Origin of the sequence: Modicisalibacter muralis (genome assembly GCF_900102945.1) — a bacterium.
GTDB classification, from domain to species: Bacteria; Pseudomonadota; Gammaproteobacteria; order Pseudomonadales; family Halomonadaceae; genus Modicisalibacter; species Modicisalibacter muralis.
This window is the reverse complement of sequence record NZ_FNGI01000015.1, coordinates 47,427-73,778: the sequence shown is the minus strand read 5'-3', so window position 1 is coordinate 73,778 and position 26,352 is coordinate 47,427. Positions and strand designations below refer to the sequence as shown.

At 58.7% G+C, this 26,352-nt stretch carries 23 protein-coding genes; 12 read left to right on the top strand and 11 right to left on the bottom strand.

Annotation, left to right across the window (positions count from 1 at the left end; genetic code table 11):
* From BLR92_RS18730 to BLR92_RS18720, 3 genes are all read right to left on the bottom strand, one after another.
* On the bottom strand, window positions 1-1,414 hold a 1,414-nt coding region (locus BLR92_RS18730), incomplete at its 3' end, for an FAD-binding oxidoreductase (protein ID WP_139171623.1).
* Entirely contained in the window at window positions 1,411-2,664 is a 1,254-nt protein-coding gene (locus BLR92_RS18725; RefSeq protein WP_089730808.1) for a 2-aminoadipate transaminase, read from the bottom strand. The genes BLR92_RS18730 and BLR92_RS18725, both read right to left, overlap by 4 nt.
* Before the next feature lie 245 nt (window positions 2,665-2,909).
* Entirely contained in the window at window positions 2,910-3,827 is a 918-nt protein-coding gene (locus tag BLR92_RS18720) for a LysR family transcriptional regulator (RefSeq protein ID WP_089730807.1), read from the bottom strand.
* A gap of 126 nt (window positions 3,828-3,953) precedes the next feature.
* Between BLR92_RS18720 and amaB the strand changes: the two genes are divergently transcribed.
* From amaB to BLR92_RS18670, 10 genes are all read left to right on the top strand, one after another.
* Complete coding sequence (gene amaB, locus BLR92_RS18715) at window positions 3,954-5,447, top strand: L-piperidine-6-carboxylate dehydrogenase (RefSeq protein ID WP_089730806.1); 1,494 nt, start codon at window positions 3,954-3,956, stop codon at window positions 5,445-5,447.
* A gap of 82 nt (window positions 5,448-5,529) precedes the next feature.
* Complete coding sequence (locus BLR92_RS18710) at window positions 5,530-6,981, top strand: sodium-dependent transporter (RefSeq protein ID WP_089730805.1); 1,452 nt, start codon at window positions 5,530-5,532, stop codon at window positions 6,979-6,981.
* Window positions 6,978-7,283 (top strand): DUF8026 family protein, encoded by a 306-nt coding sequence (locus tag BLR92_RS18705; RefSeq protein WP_089730804.1) that lies wholly within the window; start codon window positions 6,978-6,980, stop codon window positions 7,281-7,283. Before BLR92_RS18710 ends, BLR92_RS18705 begins: the two co-directional genes overlap by 4 nt.
* A gap of 82 nt (window positions 7,284-7,365) precedes the next feature.
* The gene (gene amaA / locus BLR92_RS18700) at window positions 7,366-8,646 is read left to right on the top strand and encodes an L-pipecolate oxidase (protein WP_089730803.1); all 1,281 of its coding nucleotides are present in this window, start codon (window positions 7,366-7,368) and stop codon (window positions 8,644-8,646) included.
* A gap of 162 nt (window positions 8,647-8,808) precedes the next feature.
* On the top strand, window positions 8,809-9,813 hold the full coding sequence (locus BLR92_RS18695; RefSeq protein ID WP_089730802.1) for an Ldh family oxidoreductase: 1,005 nt from the start codon (window positions 8,809-8,811) through the stop codon (window positions 9,811-9,813).
* Between the two features lie 244 nt (window positions 9,814-10,057).
* Window positions 10,058-10,588, top strand: a complete 531-nt coding sequence (gene abiEi / locus BLR92_RS18690; protein WP_089730801.1) for a type IV toxin-antitoxin system AbiEi family antitoxin — start codon at window positions 10,058-10,060, stop codon at window positions 10,586-10,588.
* Window positions 10,589-11,032: 444 nt separating this feature from the next.
* Window positions 11,033-12,331, top strand: a complete 1,299-nt coding sequence (locus BLR92_RS18685) for a DUF3100 domain-containing protein (protein ID WP_089730800.1) — start codon at window positions 11,033-11,035, stop codon at window positions 12,329-12,331.
* Between the two features lie 14 nt (window positions 12,332-12,345).
* Window positions 12,346-13,506 carry an amidohydrolase gene (locus tag BLR92_RS18680; protein ID WP_089730799.1) on the top strand — a complete coding sequence of 387 codons (1,161 nt, stop codon included), beginning with the start codon at window positions 12,346-12,348 and terminating at the stop codon, window positions 13,504-13,506.
* Window positions 13,507-13,622: 116 nt separating this feature from the next.
* On the top strand, window positions 13,623-14,528 hold the full coding sequence (locus BLR92_RS18675) for an NAD(P)-dependent oxidoreductase (protein WP_089730798.1): 906 nt from the start codon (window positions 13,623-13,625) through the stop codon (window positions 14,526-14,528).
* Window positions 14,525-16,075 carry an aldehyde dehydrogenase family protein gene (locus tag BLR92_RS18670; protein ID WP_089730797.1) on the top strand — a complete coding sequence of 517 codons (1,551 nt, stop codon included), beginning with the start codon at window positions 14,525-14,527 and terminating at the stop codon, window positions 16,073-16,075. Before BLR92_RS18675 ends, BLR92_RS18670 begins: the two co-directional genes overlap by 4 nt.
* A gap of 92 nt (window positions 16,076-16,167) precedes the next feature.
* Here BLR92_RS18670 and BLR92_RS18665 read toward each other — a convergent pair whose 3' ends face one another.
* The 6 genes from BLR92_RS18665 to BLR92_RS18640 form a co-directional block, all read right to left on the bottom strand.
* Window positions 16,168-17,088: a LysR family transcriptional regulator gene (locus BLR92_RS18665; protein ID WP_089730796.1), complete on the bottom strand. Its 921-nt coding sequence runs from the start codon at window positions 17,086-17,088 to the stop codon at window positions 16,168-16,170.
* An 88-nt stretch (window positions 17,089-17,176) separates the two neighbouring features.
* A complete protein-coding gene (locus tag BLR92_RS18660) occupies window positions 17,177-19,123 on the bottom strand; it encodes a diguanylate cyclase (RefSeq protein ID WP_245704270.1) in 1,947 nt (648 codons plus the stop codon).
* Between the two features lie 219 nt (window positions 19,124-19,342).
* Complete coding sequence (locus BLR92_RS18655; RefSeq protein WP_089730794.1) at window positions 19,343-20,143, bottom strand: ABC transporter permease; 801 nt, start codon at window positions 20,141-20,143, stop codon at window positions 19,343-19,345.
* 10 nt (window positions 20,144-20,153) lie between these two features.
* Window positions 20,154-21,041: an ABC transporter permease gene (locus BLR92_RS18650; RefSeq protein WP_089730793.1), complete on the bottom strand. Its 888-nt coding sequence runs from the start codon at window positions 21,039-21,041 to the stop codon at window positions 20,154-20,156.
* A complete protein-coding gene (locus BLR92_RS18645) occupies window positions 21,025-22,254 on the bottom strand; it encodes an ABC transporter ATP-binding protein (RefSeq protein ID WP_089730792.1) in 1,230 nt (409 codons plus the stop codon). Before BLR92_RS18645 ends, BLR92_RS18650 begins: the two co-directional genes overlap by 17 nt.
* A 227-nt stretch (window positions 22,255-22,481) precedes the next feature.
* Window positions 22,482-23,597 (bottom strand): substrate-binding domain-containing protein, encoded by a 1,116-nt coding sequence (locus BLR92_RS18640; RefSeq protein ID WP_089730791.1) that lies wholly within the window; start codon window positions 23,595-23,597, stop codon window positions 22,482-22,484.
* Window positions 23,598-23,850: 253 nt separating this feature from the next.
* Here BLR92_RS18640 and BLR92_RS18635 point away from each other — a divergent pair, with 253 nt between their 5' ends.
* The gene (locus BLR92_RS18635) at window positions 23,851-24,087 is read left to right on the top strand and encodes a type II toxin-antitoxin system Phd/YefM family antitoxin (RefSeq protein WP_089730790.1); all 237 of its coding nucleotides are present in this window, start codon (window positions 23,851-23,853) and stop codon (window positions 24,085-24,087) included.
* On the top strand, window positions 24,084-24,482 hold the full coding sequence (locus tag BLR92_RS18630) for a type II toxin-antitoxin system VapC family toxin (RefSeq protein WP_089730789.1): 399 nt from the start codon (window positions 24,084-24,086) through the stop codon (window positions 24,480-24,482). The genes BLR92_RS18635 and BLR92_RS18630 overlap by 4 nt, the downstream gene beginning before the upstream one ends.
* 69 nt (window positions 24,483-24,551) lie before the next feature.
* Here the strand turns inward: BLR92_RS18630 and BLR92_RS18625 are convergent, their stop codons facing one another.
* Together BLR92_RS18625 and BLR92_RS18620 are read right to left on the bottom strand one after the other, a co-directional pair.
* Window positions 24,552-24,857 carry a HigA family addiction module antitoxin gene (locus BLR92_RS18625; protein WP_089730788.1) on the bottom strand — a complete coding sequence of 102 codons (306 nt, stop codon included), beginning with the start codon at window positions 24,855-24,857 and terminating at the stop codon, window positions 24,552-24,554.
* A gap of 105 nt (window positions 24,858-24,962) precedes the next feature.
* A complete protein-coding gene (locus tag BLR92_RS18620; RefSeq protein WP_089730787.1) occupies window positions 24,963-26,075 on the bottom strand; it encodes a porin in 1,113 nt (370 codons plus the stop codon).
* Window positions 26,076-26,352: the final 277 nt, after the last annotated feature.

The following is a 26,352-nucleotide window of genomic DNA, read 5'->3' as shown; positions in this document are numbered from 1 at the left end:
TGGCCGGGCGCACATGCAATACGCCGGCATCGACGTGGCCGAACATGCCGTAATCGAGGCCCCGCGCATCCAGCGCGGCGCGGAACTCGGCGATGTAGTCGGCGAGATGCTCGGGCGGCACGGCGGTGTCTTCGACGAACGGGATCGGGCGCTTCTCGCCCTGGACGTTACCCAGCAGGCCCACGGCGCGCTTGCGCATGGCATAAACCTTGCCGACCTGCTCGCGGCCGCAGGCCAACGTATAGCCGAGGCGTTCGACCTGGGTATCCGCTGACAGGTGCCGGGTGAAGGCGTCGATTCGGGCGCTGAGCTCGTCCGGGTCGTCGGCGTTGAATTCGATCAGGTTGATGCCACGTGCCGGCGTATCGCCTTGTGGAAAGAAGGGCGACACGCTATCCCAGACGAAATCCTCCATGGCCAGCAGCAGGACCTTGTCGTCCACGGTCTCGATGGAGGTGGGGCGCGGCGCCTGCGGCTGGGCGGATGGAGCGTCGCCGCCCATCAGCGCCTTGGCGTCGCGCAGCGCGTCCATGAAGCTCGCGTAGCGCACGTTGACCAGGGTCGAGTGTTTGGGGATTGGCAAGACGTTGAGCGTGGCCTCGCACACAAAGCCCAGCGACCCCTCGGCGCCGCACAGCACGCTGTTGAGGTCGAAGCGACCTTCCGCGTCCCTAAGGTGCGCCAGGTCATAACCGGTCAGGCAGCGATTGAGCTTGGGGAAGCACGCGTCGATGCGCTCGCGCTGGGTGTCGATGATTTCGCGTGCGGTGCGATGGATGTCGCCGACGAGATCGTCGCGCTCGCACAGGGTCTCGAGCTCATCCTCCGAGACGGGGCGACTGGCCAGTCGCTCGCCGCCCAACAGTACCGTGTCGAGTTCGAGCACATGATCGCGGGTCTTGCCGTATTCGCAACTGCCCTGGCCGCTGGCATCGGTGGAGATCATGCCGCCGATGGTGGCGCGATTGGACGTCGACAGTTCCGGTGCGAAGAACAGCCCGTGGGGTGCCAGTGCCGTGTTCAACTGATCCTTGACCACCCCGGTCTGGACGCGTACCCGGCGGTTCTCGACGTCGATGTCGAGAATCCGGTTCATATGCCGGGAGACATCCACCATCAGCCCGTCGGTCAGCGATTGGCCGTTGGTGCCGGTGCCGCCGCCGCGCGGCGCGAGCGCCACGTCGTGGAATGCGTCGCGTGCCGCGAGGCGGGCGATGCGCACGATATCCTCGGCGTCGCGCGGATAGAGCACCGCCTGGGGCAAGCGCTGATAGATGGAATTGTCGGTGGCCAGCACCGTGCGGTTGGCGTAGTCCGGGGCGATATCACCGGCGAAGCCCTCCGCCCGAAGCGACTCGAGAAACCGCTGATAAGCTGTCGATACAATCGACTGCTCATCCAGTCGCGCAATCATGGCGACAGCGTCTCCAGCGCCCGTTCGATAAGGCCCAAGCCCTCGTTGAGAATGTCGGGCTCCGTCGTCAGGGGCGGCAACAGACGCAACACATTGCGCCGGCGACCACTCGGCATCAGCAGCACGCCGGCCTCACGAGCAGCAGATAACAGTGCCATGAGATGCTCACTGCCGCTGGCCGTGGCGGAATCTTCGAAGACGATACCGCGCATGGCACCGATACCGGTCAGCTTGCCCACCATCGGAAAGCGCTCCGGCACCTGCCAGCGGCGATGGGCATCACTAATGAGTCTCTCCTGACGATCACCCCACTCGCGCAGGTTATTTTCACTCATCACGTCCATGACTGCCTTGGCCGCAGCACAGGCCACTGCATTTCCCGAGTAGGTACCGCCCAGCCCTCCCTTGCCGATGGCATCCATGAGTTCTCGCCTGCCAGCCACCGCCGCCAACGGCAAACCCGCGGCCATACTCTTGCCCATCAGCACAAGATCAGGTTCGACTTCTAGATGCGTAAACGCGAAACGGCAACCAGTACGACCGAAACCGGACTGGATCTCATCGAAAATCAGAACAATGCCATGACGGTCACAGAAGCTACGCAAGTACGCAGCAAAGTCGGCACAAAGCAGCCGAAAGCCCCCTTCACCCTGAACCGGCTCGACGATGATGCAAGCCACCTCGTCGGCAGGCACCTCGACCTCGAATAGACGCTCGAGGGCTGCTATTGCCCGATCGGCATCGACATCATTGTCGCGACTGGGAAATGGCAGGTGGTAAACCGGCCCAGGCAAGGGCCCCAGGCCATTCTTGTAGGGCTTGACTTTGCCATTGAGGTTGAGTGCTGCGAGGGTTCGGCCATGAAAACCATCGTCGAAAGCGATCACCCCTTGGCGTCCGGTCGCGGCACGCGCCACCTTGAGCGCGTTCTCGGTCGCCTCGGCACCACTGTTGGTCAGCATGCAGGAGAGTGGATACGACACTGGCACGAATGCATCCAACGCCTTGGCGACGGCCAAATAACCGCGATGCGGTATGGCATTGAACGCGGAGTGCATCAGGGTCTCGACCTGCCGTTGCACGGCTTCGATAACGGCAGGATGGCCATGGCCGAGATTAAGCACGCCAATGCCGCCGACAAAGTCGATATATCGCCTGTCTTGTTCATCCCAGACTTCGGCATTCCTACCTCGATCGATACATAAGGGATGAACGATGCCGAGTGCGCCGCTGATGTGCGAAAGATCCATTTGCCGTGTACCTATCGATGCTTCTTGTTGACGAAATAAGAAACATCAGACCAGAGCCGGCAGGGCCTCTTCAAACGAAAAAAAGCGCGGCACTCATTCCAAAAACGACTGGTTAGGATGGTTGTTCGCTATAGCCGCACGCACAGTCATTTACTGGCAAATAGACCTATGTTCGACGGCTCCGGTTAAGTCACGGCTTGTATCTGCCCATGAAACACACGAATTTTTGGAAGAACCATGGTCCATCAGGACTGATTTGCATCGAGCTTGGCCGGTGCTTTGAGGTGCTCGAGAATCCACTCAATGAATCCCTTGACCTTGCTTACCTCCCCCGTGTGCTCCGGGTAGGCTAAGTAATAGGCATCGCGGCTTTTAAGACGAAAATCCCAAGGAATCGTCAGCTGCCCCATCTCCAGCTCTTCTTCGGCCAGGAAGTGAGGTACTAACACCACCCCGCAACCCGCACGGGCCGCCTGCAGCGCCATGTAGAACGTATCGAAGCGCGGCCCATGATAGCTGTGTTCCGTATAGGCTCCTTGAGCCTCGAACCAATCGTGCCAAGCCTCGGGACGCGTCGTACTTTGCAGCAGCACCAATTTCGTCAACGCCAAAGGCTCGTTGATACCGCCAGCCGGAAGCACTGAGGGTGCACAGACCGGCACCATCTCTTCATCAAGCAGCTTGATGCATTCCGCTTTGGGCCAAGCCCCATGACCAAAGAAGAAGGCGATATCGATACGCTCCTCCTCCAGATCGAATGGCTCCACCCGATTACTGATATTCAAGTACACATTGGGATGGCGAAATCGGAACCCGTTGAGCCGCGGAATCAACCAGCGGGCGCCAAAGGTCGGCAGCGTCGTGAGATTGAGCACTTCACTTTGCCCGCCGTAGGACTGCATGTAGCGAGTCGACATCTCGACCTGGGCGAGAATCTTGCGCACCTCAGTCAAGTAGAGCGCCCCCTCGGGCGTGACTTGCAGTCGCTTGCGGACCCGGCGGAAGAGCGGGTGCTCGAGAACCGACTCAAGTTGAGCGACCTGCTTGCTGACGGCGCTCTGCGTCAGGCTCAGTTCATCGGCGGCCCGCGTGAAGCTTAGATGTCGGACAGAGGCCTCGAAACACTGCATGGCACTAAGCGTGGGGAGGTGACGACGGTTCATGCTCCACCTTCACGAAAAAAAGGAATGAACTCCATATTAAACGTCGTTTGAGTCCGGTCAACAGCGAAAGTGATACTGCTTGGCACCCATGTTCTTAGCCACAAGCATAAAGCAGTAGGAGAAAGAATGATTGATACCGTCATGCAGCGACTTGGTGTCACCGAGTCCCAGTACCGCCAGGGCGACTTCGTCGTCACCTCTCCAACTGATGGCAATGAGATCGGTCGTATTCAGCTTGAAGGTGCCAGTGCAGTGGAGGCTCGCATTGCACGCGCTGAGCAGGCCTTCAAGCAGTGGAGCCGCGTTCCCGCCCCACGGCGTGGAGAGTTGGTTCGCCTGTTTGGCGAACAGTTGCGTCGCCACAAGCAGGATCTCGGCACCCTGGTCACCTTGGAGTGTGGCAAGATTCTCCAGGAGGGCCTAGGCGAAGTTCAGGAGATGATCGATATCTGCGACTTGGCAGTCGGTCAATCTCGCCAGCTCTATGGTCTGACTATCGCCTCGGAGCGCCCTGGCCATCATATGCGCGAGAGCTGGCACCCGCTGGGGCCGATCGGCCTGATCACCGCCTTTAATTTCCCGGTCGCTCCTTGGGCGTGGAATGCGGCTCTGGCCCTGGTCTGCGGCAATAGCCTTCTGTGGAAGCCATCAGAGAAGACACCACTCTGCGCCCTGGCCTGTCAGGCCCTGCTGGAACGCGCCATGGAGGAATTCGGTGACGAAGCGCCGAAGGACCTCAGCCAAGTCATTCTCGGTGATCGCGAGGCTGGCGAACGGTTGGTGGATGATCCACGTGTCCCGCTCATCAGCGCGACCGGCAGCACGCGCATGGGTCGCGAGGTTGCACCGCGGGTGGCTGCTCGCTTCGGTCGCAGCATCCTCGAGCTCGGTGGCAACAATGCCATGATTCTCGCCCCCAGCGCCGATCTAGACATGGCCGTACGTGCCATTCTGTTTTCGGCTGCCGGCACAGCCGGCCAACGCTGCACTACGTTGCGCCGCCTGATCGTGCACGAATCCATTCATGACGAAGTGGTCGACCGCCTCAAGAAGGCCTATGACGGCATCCGCATCGGCGATCCCATAGAAGGGCACCTGATCGGTCCGTTGATCGACAGCCAAGCCTACGAGCAGATGCAGTCCGCGCTGGAGCGCGCACGCCAGCAGGGAGCCAATATCTTTGGCGGCGAGCGTCAGTTGGCCGACACCTACCCCAATGGCTACTACGTCTCACCGGCCATCGTCGAGGTCAAGGAGCAAGATGAACTGGTCAGACATGAGACGTTCGCGCCGATTCTGTATGTCATGAGCTACAGCAACTTCGACGAAGCGATGGCCATGCATAATGACGTACCCCAAGGCCTGTCTTCCTGCGTGTTCACTACGGATATGCGTGAAGCCGAAACCTTCGTTTCCGATCAGGGCAGTGACTGCGGCATCGCCAACGTCAATATCGGACCGAGTGGTGCCGAAATAGGCGGCGCCTTCGGTGGCGAAAAAGACACCGGCGGTGGTCGCGAATCCGGCTCGGATGTGTGGAAAAGTTACATGCGTCGTCAGACCAATACCGTGAACTATTCCCGCGAGCTGCCATTGGCGCAAGGCATCAAGTTTGACTGACTAAGATTGCCGCCATTCTCTCCAATAGGGTGAGTGGCGGCTTCTTTAGTGAACTCATAACAACGTGTCGTGGAGTCATGAGATGACAAAAACAATTGTTAGAGAACAATGGGGAAGTCGCTTCGGCTATCTAATGGCCGTTCTCGGCGCCATGGTCGGCGCTGGTAACATCTGGCGCATGCCCTATATAACTGGGGAAAATGGCGGCGGCGCTTTCCTCATCGCTTACTTCTTTTTGCTTTACCTGATCGTCGTCCCTGGCCTAATGGGTGAAACCAGCCTTGGGCGATATACGCGCCAAGGCTTGATCGGCACATTTCGCAAGGTCTATGGCAATAACCGCATGGTCGGCCTAGGCCTGGTGGTTTTAATTTTTAACATCGTGTTGATGTCTTATTATTCATCAGTCGTCGGCTGGTCGATCTACTATGCTTACCATGCTCTAATCGGTACCTTCACCCAATCCGGTTTCGACACTGCTGCACTATGGCAGGCATTCAGTGCAAACAAAGCGCTGAATGTGGCCATGCATAGCATCGCTATGCTGATGGTTACCGGCATCCTGTTGCTTGGCATCAAAGGCGGAATCGAACGTTTGGCCAAGTGGATAATGCCGATCCTGATAATCGCACTGATCGCTATCGCCATTCGTGGCCTGACCCTGCCTGGCGCTATCGCCGGCCTTGAGTTCAGCTTCGCGCCAAACTGGGAATACCTCACTCGGGGTGAAACTTGGCTTGCCGCTCTCGGCCAAGCACTCTTCTCCTCTGGTCTCGGCTGGGGTATCGCGTTGACCTATGGCAGTTACCTGGGGCGCAACGATGACATTCCGCTGGGAGGTGGTATCTTTACCGCTATCGGCAACACCAGTATCGGTTTACTGGCCATCTTCGCGGTCTTCCCCATTGTTTTCGCCTTTGGTATCTCTCCGTCTTCGGGGCCCGAGTTAGCATTCGTCGCACTATCCAATGCCTTCGGCAGCATGTCCGGTGGCTACATCTGGGCAGTGCTATTCTTCATCGGCTTCTTCTTCGCCAACCTGACTACCGCCATCGCCATCACTGAGGTTGGGATCACCACATATAAGGAAGAGCGTAAACTTCCACGCGCCAAGGCCGTACTTACAATCTGCGGCATCATTTGGCTTCTGGGAATTCCAAGCGCCATGAGTACCGGAATTCTCGGCTATCTGGATTTCGTGCTTGGCAATTGGGGCCTTCCACTCGCCACCTTCATTATTATTGTAACAATTGGGTGGAAGTTTGATGCTAATCGACTGCGTATTCTAAGCCTGAACAGAGGCACCGATCTTTATGTGCCGAGTATCTGGGAGGCTATGGTACGCTATCAAATTCCTGCCATCATACTCGCCATCATGGGCTATTTTCTCTACAGCAACTTCGGCCAAACTCCCTGGAAGACGATTAGCGGATTGACATTACTTACAGTAATGATTCCGCTATGCATGTGGATTATGAACCGTCGCCAAACTAAAGCCTTTGCCATAAAAGCTGCTGGAGAACAGTCCTCATGAGCCTTTCCGCGATTATTATCATGCTGGTGGCTATCACCATGATTTGGGGTATCGCTACGCTTGCCCTGATCCACACGATGCGTCAGGAGAGCCGTAAGCTGGAACTACTTCAAGTACAGGGGGGATTCGAGCCTTTTTCTCCCACAGCCCAGCAAGACATCGAAGGCTGGCTCGCTCGTCACCCGAGCGGCGAGTCGGCTCACGAAATGCGCGAGCTTCTTGAGTTTCAACATCGGTCGCTGCGCGACAACCCCAGACGCTTCTATCATTGGCCGAACCCTGACATTGCTAGCAAAAATTAACCCGAAGGAGAGACTTAGGCATGCTGATTTCAACAACATCTCTCCAAGGTCATCCATGGCGTCATCCGAGTCAGGAGATATCATGAGAGAGCACTGTTTATGGCAGGATACGTCACCTGAGCCAGCGCTGAAGCTGGCTCCACTCAAGGGTGAGCACATCGCTGAGGTTGCGGTGATCGGTGGGGGTATCACTGGGCTCAGTACCGCGCTCCATCTGGCCGAGGCAGGCATCAACGTAATGCTGGTCGAAGCGGGCGATATCCCCAGCGGAGGCTCGGGTCGTAATGTCGGCCTGGTCAACGCAGGGCTGTGGATTCCACCGGATGATATCCTTGAGACGCTGGGCAAGGAGGATGGTGAACGGGTCAACACGATACTCGGTGGGGCCCCCGCCGAGGTCTTTTCGCTGATCGAGCGTCATGGAATCGATTGCCAGGCCACCCGGACAGGTACCCTGCATCTGGCCCATAACGGCAAGGGTGAACAGGAGCTGGCTCGGCGGGTGGAGCAATTTCAGCAACGCGGCGCTCCTGTGGAGCTTCTCGAAGAGGCCGCCTGCCGGCAGCATGTAGGCACCCAGCGTATCCGACGCGCCCTGCTCGATCGTCGCGCCGGCACCCTCAACCCCACCGCCTATACCCGGGGCCTGGCTCGCGCCGCTATAGCGGCCGGTGCGCATTTGCATACCTACAGTCCCGCTACAGCCGTGATGCGTCAAGGCGATGACTGGCAGATCAATACGGCTGAAGGGTGTGTCCGAGCGCCACGTCTGGTGATCGCCACCAATGCCTATACCGAGGATCACTGGAATCAGGTTCGCCACCACTTCTTTCTCGGGCATTTCTTCCAGATCGCCTCTCAGCCACTACCGGATGAAATCGCTGGTGACATCTTGCCGGAACGCCAAGGCGCCTGGGATACTCGCACAGTACTTAGCAGCCTGCGCCGGGATGCCGAAGGCCGACTCATTCTGGGCAGTCTCGGCCGCGGTGAAAGCAAGCCCGCGGCATTCATTCGCTGCTGGGCCGATCGCATCCAACGCTATTATTTCCCCCAGCTCGATCGTATCGATTGGGAGTGCACCTGGACCGGCCGCATCGCCTTTACACCGGATCATACCTTGCGGTTATTCGAGCCGGCGCCAGGTATTCTAGCCGTTACCGGCTATAATGGCCGCGGCGTGACCACCGGCACCGTGGTCGGCAAAGGCTTTGCCCACTATCTCAGTCAGGGTGACGATACTTTGTTACCTTTGCCAATTCGTCCGGCCAAGCCGATCACAGCCGCTCCCCTTTGGCGATCAGCCTACGAAAGTGGCTTCACTCTCTACCATGCTGGCCAATGTCTGCGTCTCGTTGCCTAACTCCTACTGGGCGGGCCTAGCTCGCCCAAAGGCTTATTGCTAGTGATCAGCACGGCAACTCTTATATAAGAAACCAGCTTCCCTTATTCAATACATACATGACTCACATCATTCCAGCTTATATAAAAACAACTTATTAATACTGCTTAAAGGAGCAGAAACATGGTTAGCTTATACTTGGAAGAGATCGAAAAATTATCAAAAGACATCTTGCTCAGGCATGGCTTTAGTGAAGCACAGGCACAAGCAGTAACCGACACTGTCGTTGCTGGTCAGCGCGATGAATGCCATTCTCATGGTTTGTACCGGTTATTAGGCTGCATCGCTACGCTCAAGGCCGGTAAGGTCGTTGCCGATGCCGAACCCGAGATAGCCGATCAAGCCCCATCGATAGTTAAAGTAGATGCCCATGGTGGATTCTCGCAGCTAGCTTTTCAGGCCGGCTTACCCATACTGATCAAAAAAGCCTACAGCTCAGGCATTGCCGCACTGGCGATTAACCGATGCGTTCATTTTTCCGCGCTGTGGGTCGAAATTGAGCAACTAACTGATGCCGGATTGGTCGCCTTCGCCTGTAATCCCAGCCACGCCTGGGTGGCACCGGCCGGAGGGAGCCAGCCGGTATTTGGCACTAACCCAATCGCTTTTGGCTGGCCACGCATAGGAAAAAAACCATTCATCTTTGACTTTGCCACCAGTGCCATTGCGCGAGGCGAAATTGAACTATGTCGCCGTGCGGGTGAGTCGATACCACTAGGCTGGGGTGTCGATGCCAACGGTCAGCCAAGCACCGACCCAGCGGCAGTGTTGGCTGGTGCAATGCTTACCTTTGGCGGGCATAAGGGCTCTGCCCTAGCCGGTATGGTGGAGCTGATCGCCGGTCCCTTGATTGGAGACTTGACCAGTGCCGAGTCGCTGGCTTGGGACGACGGCAGTCACTCTTTCCCCTACCATGGCGAGCTGATCATCGCTCTCGACCCAAAGCGCTTCCTTGGTGATGCGGCCGATCAGCACTTAGCCCGTGCCGAAACGCTGTTTGAAAGTATCCAATCGCAGGGCGCACGTTTACCCTCGCAACGCCGCTATGAAGCCCGCGAGAGAAGCTTGAAAAAGGGCGTAGACATCCCCGAGGATTTATATGAAGAACTCAATAGATTGTTGGAATGATCGGGCCGGCAAGCGGTGTCTGTCAAGGTAGTCGGCACCTGATTCTTATAGCTTCATAGTAGCCATGCCGACTACCTATGATCAGGTCTTCTATCGAGAAACCGGTACGGCTCACTTTTCGACACTAGTCAGATTCCGGGAGCTGGCAGCCTTCCAGCATGTGGGTAACCAACAGCAGGGAATTCCTATTGATAGGCATTAAGTAGACGCCTAAACTATATTTACATAGTTTAGGCGTCTACTTATGAAACTGAATGCCGCACTGCGTGTTCTCACTGCCTGGGATGCAAAAGGGCGCCATGTTTTCACCCACCGCGACTTGTCCAAACTGTTTCTCGAGGATAGCCCCAAGACCCTGCAGGAAGGGATCAATCGCTTGGTAAATCAAGGGCTTCTCATCCGTGCCTGCCGAGGAGTCTATGTCTACGCTTATGCTAAAAGTTACGATGCCCATACCATTGAGCATGTTGCAGTGGCCTTGCGCCGTGGCCAGTACAGCTACGTCAGCCTGGAATCCGCCCTATCGGAGTACGGCGCAATCTCCCAAATCCCTATCGACCGGATCACAGTCATGACGACAGGGCGCAAGGCGACCTATCGCACGGCATATGGCGCCATTGAGTTCACCCACACCAAGCGCCCAGTGAGTGAGCTGCTCAAGAGAATGACCGATGTTGGCCGTCCACTGCGCTTCGCCACCCTGGAGGCAGCATGGGGAGACTTGAAGCGCGTTGGGAGAAATACTCACCTGGTTGACCACCTCGACCTCAGATAAAACCGACTGTTGTTAAAACGCCAACACGACTATTGCCGAAACGTTCTTGAGGCACTGGCGCAACACCTTCCCAACGCGGGAAGCGAGCGTGATTAGCCCGTAGCTCCCTCTACTCGTTCAATAGCAACTCCGACACAGCCATCTTGGCGGCGTTAGCCCGGAGGCCTTCGAGCAAGGCTCATTATGAGGCTTGGTGGTGTTCTCCTTTCTAGGGGCATTCCAATTTGAAAGGCACTGCGTGCCAAATCGAGACGCAGTGCGTCCCGAATTCAGAACTAGCTAACTTCGCCTCGCCACTTTTGTGTACTAATTAACAGAACACGCAACGCCTTTCATTAGAACATTTCCTTTTCAATACTGTTGGGAGCGTAATCTTGCACCGCAAGAGCTCGTCGACACACCCAAGACAACCAATCGCCCAATACAACAACAAGGGACTTTTAGATGAAACTCTCATTGCTACTCGACTGGCGTCTGCACGTGCTGGTGGTCATCGTCTCGCTGATCGCCGAGGTCATCGGCATCCTCCAGTTTCCCCTGGGTCCTGGCTCTCTACTGCTGCTGCCACTGTTCTACGCCTTTATCTTCTGCGTGCTGCTCAATCCGCATCTCTTCTCGGACACCGCCAAATGGGTGCCGGTGCAACTGAGCCAGGCAGCGAGTCCAGTTATCCTGCTCTCGATCATGCCATTCATCGCCCTCTTTGGCTCCACTATCGGACCGGCCATCGAGCAGCTAATCAGTGCCGGCCCAGCGTTGATCCTGCAAGAACTGGGCAATCTTGGCACCATGCTGTTCGCGCTACCATTCGCCGTGCTGGTGCTGAAGATGGGCCGCGAGACGATCGGCGCAACGCATTCGATCGCCCGCGAGCCCAACATCGCCATTATCTCCGATAAGTACGGCCTCAAGGGGCCGGAAGGCATCGGCGTGATGGGCGTCTATATCGTTGGCACCATGTTCGGCACGCTGTGGTTCGCGCTCATGGCCGGTTACCTCGCCTCACTGGACCTGTTCGACCCACGCGCCCTGGCCATGGCCTGTGGTGCGGGTAGTGGCAGCATGATGGCAGCCTGCTCCGCCGCATTGGCCACCGTTATACCCGATCGCGCCGATGAACTACTGGCCTTCGCCGGGGCCAGCAACTTGCTGACCTATGCTACGGGTCTGTATGTCTCTCTGTTTATCGCCCTGCCGATCGCCGAAAGATTCTACCGGGTACTCGGTGGGCAGCGTGCGTCAATGTCAGTCGGCGCCCAGGCCACCCACGAGCAAACGCTGGCAGCCGATGCCCTCAAGGAAGAACGCCCCGAACGCCAGCTCGGCAAGACAGCCATTGTCGTGGCAGTGGTCTGCGTGGTCTGCTGGATTTCCAATACGGTCAACGGCGCGCCGCTGCTCGAGGCCCTGCCGGGCATGGCAATCCTCTACGCGATGACGATGCTCGGATTTATCGTTACCCGTGTCGCCCCCTTCTATCTGCCCGGCGTGGCTTGGGTGTCGTTGGTCAGCATCCTGCTGACTCTGCCATGGACCCCCGGCAGTGGCTGGATCGTCGAACAGCTCAGCGCGGTGAATGTTCTGGCCATTGTGACTCCGGTGCTGGCCTACGCCGGCCTGGCACTGACCCGGCGCGAGTTCAGCATGTTCCGCCAAGCCGGCTGGAAGCTGGTGATTATCTCGCTGCTGGTGTTTACCGGCACCTACCTCGGCTCCACCACGGTCGCCCAACTGCTGCTGTAAGCAAGGAAAAGCCCATGAACAAGCCCGCTGAAATCGACGCAGAGACGCTGCGCACTTGGCGCCATGCATTTCATCGCCAACCGGAGACCGCCTTCGAGGAGCATCAGACTGGCGCGCGCATTGCCGATATCCTTCAAGCGGCCGGCCTGGAGGTCGTCACCGGGTTGGGCGGTGGCACCGGTGTCGTCGCCATCCTCGATGGCCGGCGTGAGAGCAGCTCCGCCATTGGCTTGCGCGCGGACATCGATGCGCTCGACGTCACCGAGTTGAATCGCTTCGCGCATGCTTCAGCCACGCCAGGCAAGATGCATGCCTGCGGCCATGACGGCCATACCACCATGCTGCTCGGTGCGGCTTGCGCGCTGGCACGCGACCCCGATTTTGCCGGGCGGGTGTACTTCATCTTCCAGCCCGCTGAGGAGAACGAGGGCGGTGGCCGGGTGATGGTCGAAGAGGGGCTGTTCGAGCGCTTCCCGATGCAGGCTGTCTACGGCCTGCACAATTGGCCAGGATTGGCGGTGGGCGAGGTGGCAGTGCATGACACCGCCGTCATGGCTGCCTTCGATGTGTTCACCCTGACATTGACCGGGCGCGGCTGTCACGCCGCCATGCCACACCTGGGTACCGACACGGTGCTCGCCGCCTGCCAGCTCGCCACCCAGTTGCAGGGACTGATCAGCCGCGAGACCCCCGCGCATCAGACGGCCGTGCTGAGCATCACCCAGTTCCACGCCGGTGACGCCTACAACGTGATCCCCGAGACGGTCGAGTTGAGAGGTACGCTGCGCTGCTTCGATCCTTCCCTACGCGCTTACTTGGAAAAGCGCTTTCGCGAAGCGATTGAGGCCATGGCGAGTTTTCACGGACTCAAGGCCGACTTCGATTATCAGGCACGCTATCCGGCGACCATCAACACGCCCGAGCAAGCCACTCGCTGCGCCGAAGTGCTCGAGGCGCTGCCGGAAGTCGCCCGGGTGCATCGCGACCTGCCGCCGTCAATGGCCTCGGAGGACTTCGCCTTCATGCTTCAGCAGCGCCCGGGCGCCTACATCTGGCTGGGTAACGGTGAGGAGAGCGCCTCGCTGCACAACCCGCACTACGATTTCAACGATGCCGCCGCCCCGGTCGGCATGGCGTACTGGCAAGCGCTGGTCAAAACGCTGCTACGCGACTAGGCGTGCTTGTTCCCGATGACACTGACTGCCCACGCCTGCGCGCGCGGCCTGGACTGGCTCGCGCATGAAGTGGCAACGACAAGCCTGAGCAACGACAACGCAATGACGAGGTACCCATGAAGATCACGGTAATCGGCCTGGGCCAAATGGGCGGCAACATGGCACTCACGCTTCAGTCGGCCGGGTTCGCGGTCACTGGCATGGACACTGTCGAGGGTGCTCGCGAACGACTCGCCGCACAAGGCCTGAATGTCGTCACCCCGGATGCCCTGCCCGCCTCGGATGTTTACTTGCTCTCCCTGCCCACTTCAGAGCATGTCCGCGAGGTCATCGAGACCACGCCCGGCCTGCTGACACGAGCACCAGTGGGTAGCGTCATCGTCGACGCCTCGACCAGTGATCCGGTGGTCAGCCGCGAGCTGGCCGGCAAGGTCACAGCGGCTGGGCTGCATTGGCTCGATGCCCCGGTCAGCGGTGGCCCCAAGGGCGCAGCGACTGGCAGGCTCGGCATGTTGCTCGGCGGCGATGAGGCGACCATCGCCCATGTCACGCCCATGTTGGAGGCCATGTCGGCGAAATATACTCATGTCGGCGGGCCGGGTAGTGGTCATGTCGTCAAACTCGCCAACAATTATCTGTGCGCCGCCCACCTCGTCACCACTGCCGAGGCCGTGGCAATGGCCGCGCGCTCCGGGGTCGAACCCACGGCGTGTCTGGCCGGACTCAACAGCGGCTCCGGGCGCAGTGCGGTCAGTGAAGTTAACTTCCCCGAGTGGATTCTCTCCGGGCGTTTCGACTCGGGCTTTACCACCGGGCTGATGCGCAAGGATCTGCGCCTGGCTCGCGACGCCGCCGCCCAGCTCGGGATGCCGCTGAGCCTGTTACAAAAAGTCGTCGAAATGTGGCACGTCGATCGCGACCACCCTAGCGACAGTGATGACTTCAACCACATTACCGACACCATCTTGACTGCGGCCACAACGGACACTGCCACCCATAGCGGAGAGGACAACACGCGATGAACGCACTCAACCAGCAGGCGCGCGAACGTCTGAACGAGCTGTTTGCCAACTTTGCGCTCAGCGGTGAAACGCCGCTTTCCAATTGGGTCGATGGCACATTGTGCGCCGGTGAAGGTGAGCTCATCACGTTGACCAACCCAGCTACCGGCGAAGCACTGGTTGGCTATCGGGACGCCGGCGCCGATATTCTCGAGCGCGCCGTGTCCGCAGCCGCTCGCGCCCAGGCACAATGGATGGCGCTAACCGCCAGCGAGCGCGGACGACGCATGAACGCCGCAGTGCGCGCGCTGGAAGGTCACGAGGAAGCATTGGCCCAGCTCGAAAGCGTGATTGCCGGCAAGCCGATCCGCGACTGTCGCGGTGAAGTCGGCAAGGTTCGCGAGATGTTCGAATATTATGCCGGCTGGTGCGACAAGCAGCACGGCGAGGTTATTCCGGTACCGACCTCGCACCTCAACTACGTGCGTCACGTGCCTTACGGTGTGGTCGGTCAGATCACGCCTTGGAATGCGCCGATGTTCACCTGTGCCTGGCAGCTCGCGCCGGCGATCGCTGCTGGAAATGGGGTCGTGCTTAAACCCTCGGAACTCACACCCTTCTCCTCGGTAGTGATTGCGAAGCTGCTGGAGAGTGGCGGGTTGCCGAAAGGACTGATCAACATCGTCAACGGGTTGGGCCCTTCGACCGGTGCCGCGCTGACCGGCCATGACGGCATCAGCAAACTGGTGTTCGTCGGCTCGCCCGCCAGTGGTCGGATGATCGCCGAAGCCGGCGCCCAACGGCTGGTGCCGACGGTGCTGGAATTGGGCGGCAAGTCGGCCAATATCGTCTTCAGCGACGCCAGGCTTGACGATGCCGTGGCTGGCGCGCAGGCAGCGATCTTCGCCGCGGCCGGGCAAAGCTGCGTGGCTGGCTCGCGCCTGCTGGTACAGCGCGATATTCTCGAGGAGGTCACCGACCGCTTGGCCCGAGCCGCCGTCGATATCCAGGTCGGTCTGCCTGATAATGAGGCCACCCGCATGGGCCCGCTGCAGAATCGCCAGCAATATTTGCGTGTCACGCAGATGATCAACGACGCCATCGCCGCCGGTGCCAGGATACTGACCGGTGGTACCCGGCCGGCAGGTCTGCCAGAAGAGGCACGGGGCTATTTCATCTCGCCTACCGTGTTGGTCGAAGTCACCACCGATATGCCGATCGCCCGTGAGGAAGTCTTCGGCCCGGTGTTGGTGGTGATGCCCTTCGAGGATGAAGAGGAGGCCATACGACTCGCCAACGGCACTCGCTTCGGATTGGCCGGCGCGGTGTGGACGCAGGATCCAGCCAAGGCGCATCGCGTCGCCGGCCAGTTGCGAGCCGGCACGGTGTGGATCAACAGTTACAAGGCAATCAACGTGATGTCACCGTTCGGCGGCTTCCGCGACAGCGGCTTTGGTCGCTCCAGTGGATTAGATGGACTACGCGAGTACACGGTGCCGCAGAGCGTATGGGTGGAGACCGGCACCGAAGCCAGTGTGGCGATGGGCTACGGCAGTGGTCAGGAGTGAGCTTCCCCATCTGTCGACTTTGACTACTAGAGTGGAGAACGCTGCGAATCGACCCTTAAGCAAGATCGAACAGCGCCGCGACAGTGAGGTGTTCAATCAGACGGGCTACAGCGGAAGGCACGCATCCAGCGTTCCAGGTGGCGTAGTAGTTGCAATCCGGCACGCGGCATGCGCCGCCCGACGCGGGTGACTACGTGAGCCTGAGCCTGACGAAAGCGTGGACAATCGACGTGACGCGCCACCAGCAAGCCATGTTCCAGCTCGCGAGCAGCAGCAAAAGCCGGAAGCAGGGTTATATTTATTTCAGAGAGTACGGCGTGTTTGAGTACCGCCAGCGAGTTGGTTTGAATATCGATTGACGGGCGCAGGCCTGCCTCGCGAAACCCCTCGTCTACCAGTTGGCGCACCCCATGCCCCACATGCCACATGGCCATGGGCTGACGAGACAAGGTCTCCATAGCCACTGGAGCCGTCTCCTCGGCCAGCGGATGCGAGGGCGGCATCAGCACCACCAGTGGCTGCAGACTCGAGTGCCAAAAGCGCAGCTGTGGATGCACGCGCTCATGATACATCAGCCCAATGTGTGCCTCGTCCTCCACCACGGCGTCGATGATTTCACGAGTACTGCCAGTGTCGATTTTCAGTCGCACACCACGGTATCGCTCGCTGAAGGCCCTCAGGGGTGTGTCGATCAGATCGCCCACGAAGCCCTCACCAACCTGCAGCGTGATTTGCCCCGTTTCCAGGCGCTGGTAGGCATCCAGCATTTCACTGAATTCATGATCGAGTTGCCTGCGACGATGGCAGTAATCCAGCAGCATCTCACCCACAGCCGTCGGCTGCACCCCATGGCGTGTGCGCTCCAGCAATGACGCCTCCAACGCCGCCTCGATCAGTGACAATTGACGGCTAACCGCTGAAGGAGCGATATCCAGTCGTGCCGCTGCCCGGCGCACCGAGCCTGCCTCGACCGTTACCTGGAAATAGACCAACCGCTGATGAGGAATGTCCATCGTGAGCGCCTTTTAGATTGGTGCTATTAGCGCACCACTGGCTTACATGGTTTAAAACGGCTATTCCCTCCTCGACCATTCTTTATAGCTAATCCTGCGCGACCACTGCTCGATTACGCCCTTGTGCTTTGGCTTGATAGCTCGCCTGATCGGCCCGCTGCAAGGGTGCATCGATGGTTCGGTCGCTATCTCGAAACGCCGTCACACCCAGGCTCAACGACACCCGATACTGCTTGCCGGCATGTTCGACGCTCAGCGTCTCGACGGCTAGGCGTAGCGCCTGTGCGGTATTCTGCGCCTGCTCCAGCCCACAGCCAGGCATCAGCACGGCAAACTCGTCGCCGCCATGGCGTGCCAGGTAATCGCTCTTGCGCACCTTGAGGCCAATCGTCGCGGCGATCCGCTGAAGCATCTCGTCGCCCAGCGCATGGCCGCCCTCGTCGTTGATGGGCTTGAAGTGATCCAGATCGAACAGGATCAGCGCCGCTGAATTTTGACTTTTCTGCCAATCGGCAAGCGCTTCTTCCAGGCGCCGCTCGAAACCGCGTCGGTTGAGCAGCCCGGTCAGTGGATCGTGCTCGGCTTCCCAGCGTTGCAACGCTTCCATTTCACGACGCTGGGTGATGTCCTTCAGGGTACCGACGAAACCCAGCGGCTTGCCACTCTGCAGGCGAACCAGCGTGGCGTGTGCCTCGACCCAGATCGTTTCCCCACGCGCGGTAATGTAACGATACTGACGCTGGAAATCGCGCCCGGTGGCCAGCGAGTCCGCCCATAGATCTATCACGTCACCACGATCGTCGGGGTGCACGTGATTCAATTGCCCCTGCTGCCGGTACTGGTCCAGGGTGTAGCCTGTCAGGCTACTCATGGCGGGGTTGATGTAACGGATCTCGCCGTCAGGGTCGTAGACGAACATGCCAATCGGCGAAGAGGCCAGCACCGCGTCCAGGAAGGCCTGCCGGTCGAGCAGCCGCCCTTCCGCCTCGCGGCGGCTATGCGCCACGCGGTTGAAGGTTTCGGCGACCTTGGTAAGTTCGGTCGTGTGGGTTCTAAGATCGACCTGGTCGCGATGGCCCTGGCCCACCGCACCGATTTGACGCTCCAGCCGATGCAATGGCAGCAACGCTATATTCAGCAACCACCACAACAGCGCGAACATCACCACCACGGTGAGCGCTCCCACCCACCACAGGTTTCGTACGAACCATTGCAATGGCGCGAAGGCCTGTTCCAGCGGCACGAAGACACCCACGATCCAGCCCGCCGACCACACCTGCTGATAGGCCTGCAGCGCCATTTCACCACTGACCAGCGGCCCTATTGCGGTCCCCTCCCAACCGGACAGCGCCAGGTCCAGCCAGGGATTCTGTTGCGCCGATGGCACTGGGCGTAGCAGCCAATCATAATCGGGATGCACCAGAACCTTTCCCGCAACGGACATTACCGCCGCGAAACCCTGACCACCAATACGAATGCTGCGCAGCTTGTCGAAAAAGCTACCGTGCAAGACACTGATCACGCCTCCCAACACACCCGCGAAATCACCGTTGCGATCGTGCAGCGGCACGCTGATCATGACCAGCGGCGTCTCGCTGGCCCGACCGAAGAAAGGCTCGCTGACGTAAGGACGACCAACGTGGCGCTGAAACTGAAAATACGTTCGATCGGTGACATCCAACCCCGGCCGCCCTTCCTGCCAGGGCCAGTCGGCCAGCACGCGTCCTTCGGATCCGATCACGATCATCCCATCGAACAACGCCAACAGCGCATCATGCTTACGCAGTTCGCCACGTAGCGCCGGGGCATCGAGAGGTTGGGACGGGTCCAGTGTCCTGGCCAAGCGCTTTAGCACTTTGATGCGCAGATCGATTGACTGCTCGATATCCGCGGCGATCAGCCGCGCTTCATAATCCAGGTGCGCGTTGTTGGCCTGGCGTATCAGCGACTGTCCCGATTGCCATGTCCACACCAGAATCACCGCCACCACCACGACCCAGCCAATCGCCAGCCCCAGCAGCAGGCGCTTGTGCATCGACCTGATTCCCATCACCAGACGGCGCGCTATGCCTATGAGTCTTGTGGAAAATGACACTCTCAACTCCCTACCACGCCCAGATCAGGTTTATGGCACCTCGAACGCCAACTTGCCGTCACCTTATCGTTATCCAAACGACGATATAGGAATAATCATTTCCCAACCAGCCTCGAAAAAGTCCGCGCCAATTGGCGCGGACTCTGATCCGACCGATGACTACACCCCTTTCGGCTTCAACTCCCTGCGCCGTTTCGTCTCGTAGACAATCGCCAATATCACCGTGAACAGGATCAGTAAAAGCCCCAGGGCATTGACTGCCGGCGTAAGCCCGGTACGCACCTTCGAGGCGATATATACCGTCAAGGTGGTGTCGTAACCGACCACGAACAACGAGGTATTGTAGTTCTCGAAAGACTGCAGAAAAGCAATCACCGCCGCCGATAGAATCGCCGGCTTGAGAAACGGCAGCAACACACGCCGAAACGCCTGCCAGGGCGTGGCTCCCAGGTCGAGCGCGGCGCGTTCCAGCGTGCGATCGAAACGTTGTAGACGCGCCATGACCATCAGCATCACATACGCTGAGATAAAAGTGGTCTGCCCCAAAATTGTCAGGAATAGCCCACCACTGACATCGAATTGACGCCAGAAAATCAATGTCGAGATACCGATGATCACACCGGGCGTCAGTAGCGGCGAAAGAATCAACCCATAGACGAATGGCTTGGCGCGGCTTTCGACCGTGGTCAAGAATAACGCGCTGGCCACCCCAATGGGTATTGCCATGCATAACACGCCACCCGCCACCATCAAGCTATTGCCCAGCGCCGCCCACATGCCTCCATCGGCCCACAGTTCGCCGAACCACTTGAGCGTGGTGCCATTCCACGGAACGATCGTGGGAAAGCGGCTGTCGTTGAAGGTGGCCGCCGCCATGATCGTCAATGGCAGAAACAGATAAACGAAGAACACACCGATATAAAATCGCAAACCCCAATCGAGCAACCGCTGTGCGCTCATGGCGATTCCCCTATTTGGCGATATCGGCCAGACCGACCTTGAATAGCCGCATCACCAGCGACATGAAACCGATGCACAGCACCAGCAGCATGAAGGCATAGGCCGCCCCCTGGTTCCAATCGCCACCGGCGAAAAACCAGTTGTAGATGATCTGCGTGAACCACCGGCTGCCCGGCGAACCCAGCAGGGCCGGCACCGCATAACTGCCCGCTGCTAGCATGAACGTCATGATGCAACCAGTGGCGATGCCCGGCTTGGCGTGGGGAATGACGATGCGCCAATGGGTGCGCAGGCTGCCGGCGCCGAGATCGCGCGCGGCACGAATCTGATTGCCATCCAGGCTCTCGATCGCGTTATACAGCGGGAATACCATGAACAGGATGTACGCGTAGACCATGCCGATCAGCACCCCGGCATCGCCGCTCATGTAGCGAATCGGCCGCTCGATCAGGCCCATGGACAGCAGCAACTCGTTCAGAGGGCCGCTATAGGCCAACAGGATGAACCACGCAAAGGTGCGCAGAATCTCGTTGACCCAGAACGGGATGACCAGCAGCAACAAGCACAGCGCCGCCTGACCCGGCGAGGCCACCTTGGCCAGAAAATAGGCCAAGGGGTAGCTCACGCATAGCGTCAGCAGGGTCACCAGCACACTTGACCACAGCGTCTTGAAGAAGATCGCCAGATGGATCTCGTTATTGAACAGCGTGACATAGTTATCCAGCGTCCAGTGGTCCTTCGGACCACCGATTTCAGCCGGCAACAGGCTGGGCCGGAACGAATAGTCGATCATCTGCAACTGCGGCAGCGTCACCATGGCGATCAACCATACACCCAGCACGCCGACGACGGCCATGGCGATGGCACTACCGAAGCGCGCCTTAAGCTGGCGAAACATGATCGCCCTCTTGAGCCTGAACACCACCCGGCGACGCCGCTTCCACCACCTCGCCGGTCTCGGTATCGAGGCGTGGAGAACCGTCGTCGACCAACACCCGGGCCTGGCCTGGGTTGTAACCGACGTGCACCCGCTCACCGGGCGCCAGTTCGACTGCGCCATCCGCGCCCTGGCCAAGCAGGATGCGCAACCGCTCGCCGTTGGCGGTTAGCCGCGCCTCGAGCATACGCCAGGCACCCTCGAAACTCAGCGTTTCGACCTCGACTTCCAGTGTCGACTGCGGGGATGACTCGAGCTTCGCGATGCACGGCTGTTCGGGCCGCGCCACGTCAAGTTGTCCCGGGCGCACAACGCGGAGGTGTTCGGGCCGTACAAATAGCGCCGCCGACTGCCCCACCGCCATGTCGCCGCCCGCACAACCGGCAAGCCGACCTAGACCGTCGATCTCGATGATCGCAAGCTCTCCACGGCGCTCGACCACTTGCCCCGCCAAGCGGTTGTTCTCGCCAACGAAGGCGGCAACGAAGCCGGTTTGCGGATGCCTATACAGCGTCTCGGGATCGGCGACCTGCTGAATGCGGCCCGCCGACATGACCGCCACGCGATCGGACATGGTCAACGCCTCGCCCTGATCGTGGGTGATATAGATGAACGTAATCCCGGTCTTGCGCTGAATGGCCTTGAGCTCGTTGCGCATGTGCTGGCGCAACTTGAGATCCAGTGCCGACAGCGGTTCATCGAGCAGCAACACCCGGGGCTCCACCGCCAGCGCCCGGGCGATGGCCACACGCTGTTTCTGGCCACCCGAAAGCGCCGCTATCGATTTATCGCCGCTGCCGGTCAGCGCCACCAGATCGAGCAACTCGTCGGCCTTATTGCGTCGCGTGGCGCGATCCACCCCGCGCACCTGCATGCCGAACTCGATGTTCTGATACACGCTCATCAGCGGAAACAGCGCCAGGTTCTGGAAGATCATCGCCGTGGGTCGCTGGTTGACCGAAACGTTGGTCATCGGCTCGCCACCAATCAACACCCGCCCCTCGCTCGGCGTCAGAAAGCCGCTGATCATGTTGAGCAACGTGGTCTTTCCGCATCCGGACGGCCCCAAAAAGCTGAAGAACTCACCCGACTCGATGGTCAGCGAGGTCGGCTCGATGGCGGTAAAGTCGCCGAATCGCATGACCACTTCTTGCAGGGTGACGCTACCGTCCATCGGTACCTCGTCTTATAAGATCGCCGCTGCGCGGCTCGAAGTCGGAAGAAGAAAGTACGACGCTTCGCGTCTTGAAGCTAGAAGCTAGAAGCTAGAAGCTAGAAGCTAGAAGCTAGAAGCTAGAAGCTAGAAGCCAAGAGTGGCTCGGCCCTTGGTTTTTTCTTCAAGCCGCGCAGCGGCGCTCTTCTAGCTTCCAGCCACGTTAGTGGCGCTCTTCAAGCTTGTGGCTATGCACTCAAATAGCGATCCTGGTACTCATTGCGCAACGCCACGTACCACGGCTCCTGTATCGGCCACCACCACAGATTGGCCAGATCCTGCTTGCTGTAGGATTCCTCGAAGAACTGTCGTGTCGCCTTGGGCAGCAGTTTTTCCGCACCCACCGAGGTGGAGTTATAACCGGTGGATTCGACGAACATGGCGCCCGCTTCCGGGGTGTAATACCAATTGATCAGTTCGTAAACGGCATCGACATTCTGGGCGTTGCGCGGGATCACGAAGCCTTCCATCCACGCCAGGGCGCCTTCCTTGGGAGCGGCATAAGCGATATCCATGCCTTCGCTCTGCAGGCGGAACGCGGTGCTGTCCCAGGTCTGGCCGATGATCGCACCATTGGTACGAAACGCGGCTTGGGCCTCGTTCTCGGTGGTCCAGAACTGCGCGATCATGCCCTTGTGCTTGACCGCTTCTTCAAGGATTACCTCGAAATTGGCACGCATCGCCTCTTCGTTTTTATAGGATTCCAACAGCGGGCGCGGTAGCTTGCCCTGGCTTTCCAGCCACAGGCCGATGCCGACCAATGCCGAATGACTGCGCACGGTCACGCCCTGGCCATTATCCGGGTTCCACAGATCGCCATAGCTAAGGTCGTTGGGATCGACCGCCGCATAGCGACGGTCATAGGTAAGCGCCTCAGTGCCCCAGTCGCTCGGTGCGAAGTAGCGCTTGCCATCGACCACGCCACCCACCTCGGAGCCCTCGATGGCACTATCCAGACAACCGTCCCAGTTGATGCGTGAAACATCCAGCGGCTGAACCAGTTCGTAATCGAGATAGCCCGGCACGCGATCGACCGTGGGCATGATCACGTCGAAGCCGCTGCCGTCGGTGGCACGCAGCGAGTTCATCAACTCGTCGTTGGTGCCATAGGGCGTGAAGGTCGCGTTGACCCCGGTCTTCTCGCGAAAGTCGGCGAGCATTTCATCGGAGAAATAGCCCGCCCAGGCATAGATGCGCAGGGTCTGCTCCTGGGCCAAGGCCTTGTTGATATAAAAACCGGGTAGGCTAGCGGCGGCGCCCGCAGCGAGTGTGCCCTGCACGAAACGACGGCGTGAGATCGACATGACGGCTCATCCTCTTTCTTATGGTTATGCGACATTGCTACAGCCCCACATGATGGGGGCGCAAGCATGACACGCGGATGACGATTGAATGACGGTTCAAGTAGCCTAACCGGCTTCGGGGCGAAGCGCCATGCGCTACATTCACGTTTTCAATACGGTCCCGACGAAACAGATCGCCCCCAGCCAGTAACTACCCTTATCTGTATTCTGACTATAGACTATGACCATGGTCACACATCGCGGAGAAGCCACCATGGAAACTGAAATCTCGAAATCCAAGTTCAAGGCCCACGCGCTAGAGATATTTCGCCGCATCGAATCGAGCGGAAGCCCCGTCATCATTACCGATCACGGCCGCCCCAGCCTGATCATTCAAAGGGTTTGTGCTGGCCGAGTCTCGCATCCGTTAGAACGGCTGAAAGGCTCGGTACTGCACTACGACACTCCTTTCGACAGCGTGGCGGAAGAGGATTGGGAGGCGCTGCGGTGATCGTTCTCGATACTCATGCACTGATCTGGTGGGTCTCGGATGGTGAGCGTTTGTCGGAATCCGCAGCGCTTGCCATACAACACGAACTGGAGAATCAAGGCGATATACTCATATCCGCCATCTCGGCCTGGGAAGTGTCGATGCTGGTGGAAAAAGGGCGAATCGCGCTAAGCATGGACCTGGATGAATGGCTTGATGCCGTTGAGAGCATCGAGCGAGTCTCCTTCATCCCTATTACCCCTCGGATAGCCGTGCAATCGGCACGTCTGCCAGGTGATTTTCATCAAGACCCAGTAGACAGAATGATCGTCGCCCTGGCACGAGAGTTAAACGTCGCGCTGGTCACCGCCGATGGTAAGATTCAAGACTACCCGCATATAAAGTGGATTTGGTAAGTAGATTGCTAATTGGGACAGGTGCAGATCGGGTTTTTCTCATCGAGATGATGCGGCGTGTCGCATCCGTCACGCCGTGCGCGGTCGAATATTGTCGTAATGCCCGGAACGTCGCGCCTCGGTTAAATCGTAGGCGATCTGCAGCCTGAGCCAGTAGCCTTCGCTGGTACCAAAATAGCGGGATAGGCGCAGATCGGTATCCGCGGTGATAGCGCGGGTACCGCGAGTGATCTCTCCGATGCGCGTGGCAGGCACGTTAATCGCGGTAGCCAAGGCATTCTTGGTCAGCCCCATGGGCTCGATATAATCTTCCAGCAGAATTTCGCCCGGATGAATGTTGGGCAACAAATCGACGGTTCTGGTTTGATGACTCATGGCGTTTCCTCAATGCTAAATCGACGATTTCCACCCATCCATTAAAAAGCCGGCCCAGAGGGCCGGCTTCATTGTCATGCGAGACGTGCTTGAGTGTCGTACAGCTTAGAAGCTGTAAGTAACACCGGTAGCAGTGAAATCGCCGAGATCGTCTTCCTGGTCACGCACGCCACCTTCCAGCCATACGTACATGGCAGGAGAGACGTTGTAGGTGACACCCACGAGAATTTCGTTACGTGAGTCGTCGTTCTCGCCGATGTTCTCATCGTCTTCTTCGATGGTTTCTTCGAGGTCGCTACCGCCGATGTCCACGTACTGGTAAGCGGCGTAGATGTCACCCATGCCGTAGCCATAACGCGCGCCGATACCGTAGAAGTTGACGTCGGGCTGAACGTCTTCAACTTCGGACTCGTAACGCTCGTACTTCAGGGCGACGCGCAGCGCACCCATGGTGTACTGGGCGGTCACGCCGTACTGGTCGCCGGCTTCGAAGTCATCACCAGCAGCAATATCGGCAGTACCGTCACCGTCCACATCAACAGCGGTATTGAATTCACCGTCGTAGATAGCCAGGTTGTCGTAGACACCGGCAATGGAGAACGCACCCACGGTGTACTTCACACCGCTGAAGAACGAAGCACGGCCATCAGCCTCAATAAATGCGTTTTTCTCTTCAGCATCGCCCTTGTACTGGGTACCCACGGCGAACTGCAGGCCGCCGAAAGACGGGGAAGTGTACTGGAACTTGTCGCCTTCGCGATCGTCGGCGCCGTAAATATCGACGATCAGACCGCTGGAGTCGGATACGTCGGCAAATTCGTTGTTGGTGATCGGATCCTGGATCCAGTCGTCGATCAGCGGGTCGTAGGAACCCAGACGCGCGTCACCGAAGTTGCCCTTCAAACCGACATACGCCTGGTCGCCAGCATCACGGCCACGCACCTTGATTTCGTCAGCCTTGAAATCATCGAATTCCAACTTCAGGTAACCGGTCAGGCCATCGTTGATGACGTGCTGAGCGGCAAAGCCGAAGGTAGAACCGTTGTCGGCGATTTCATCAACGGATTCGTCACCGGCATCTAGTGAATAATAGGCGATCTGGATGTTGCCGTAGATGTCGAGCTGCGTGCCGTCTTGGTTGTAGACAGTCGCGGCCTGAGCAGCGGCGGAGGCGCCCAGGGCACCGGCAATAGCAGTCGCTAAGAGCGTCTTTTTCATCGCGATAGTTCCTTTTTAGCTTACTGTTCGATCGTTGTCTGCTTATGCAGCCAGCTTGCCGGGTATCGCCCTTTTATGGTTCGGGCGTTAACCACAGCGAAGCCTTGTTGTTATCCAATGCTCGCAAAAGAACCATATACCGGGTTTTTCAGGAACGCAACAAGAAAAAAACACTGTTTTCAATCTTGCCACGAAAGTCTAAATCCCCGTCGACATGGCACCTCTCGCAAACCGGCGACCCCTGCGCGTTCTTACCGCTGATGAGGCCAACACTCGC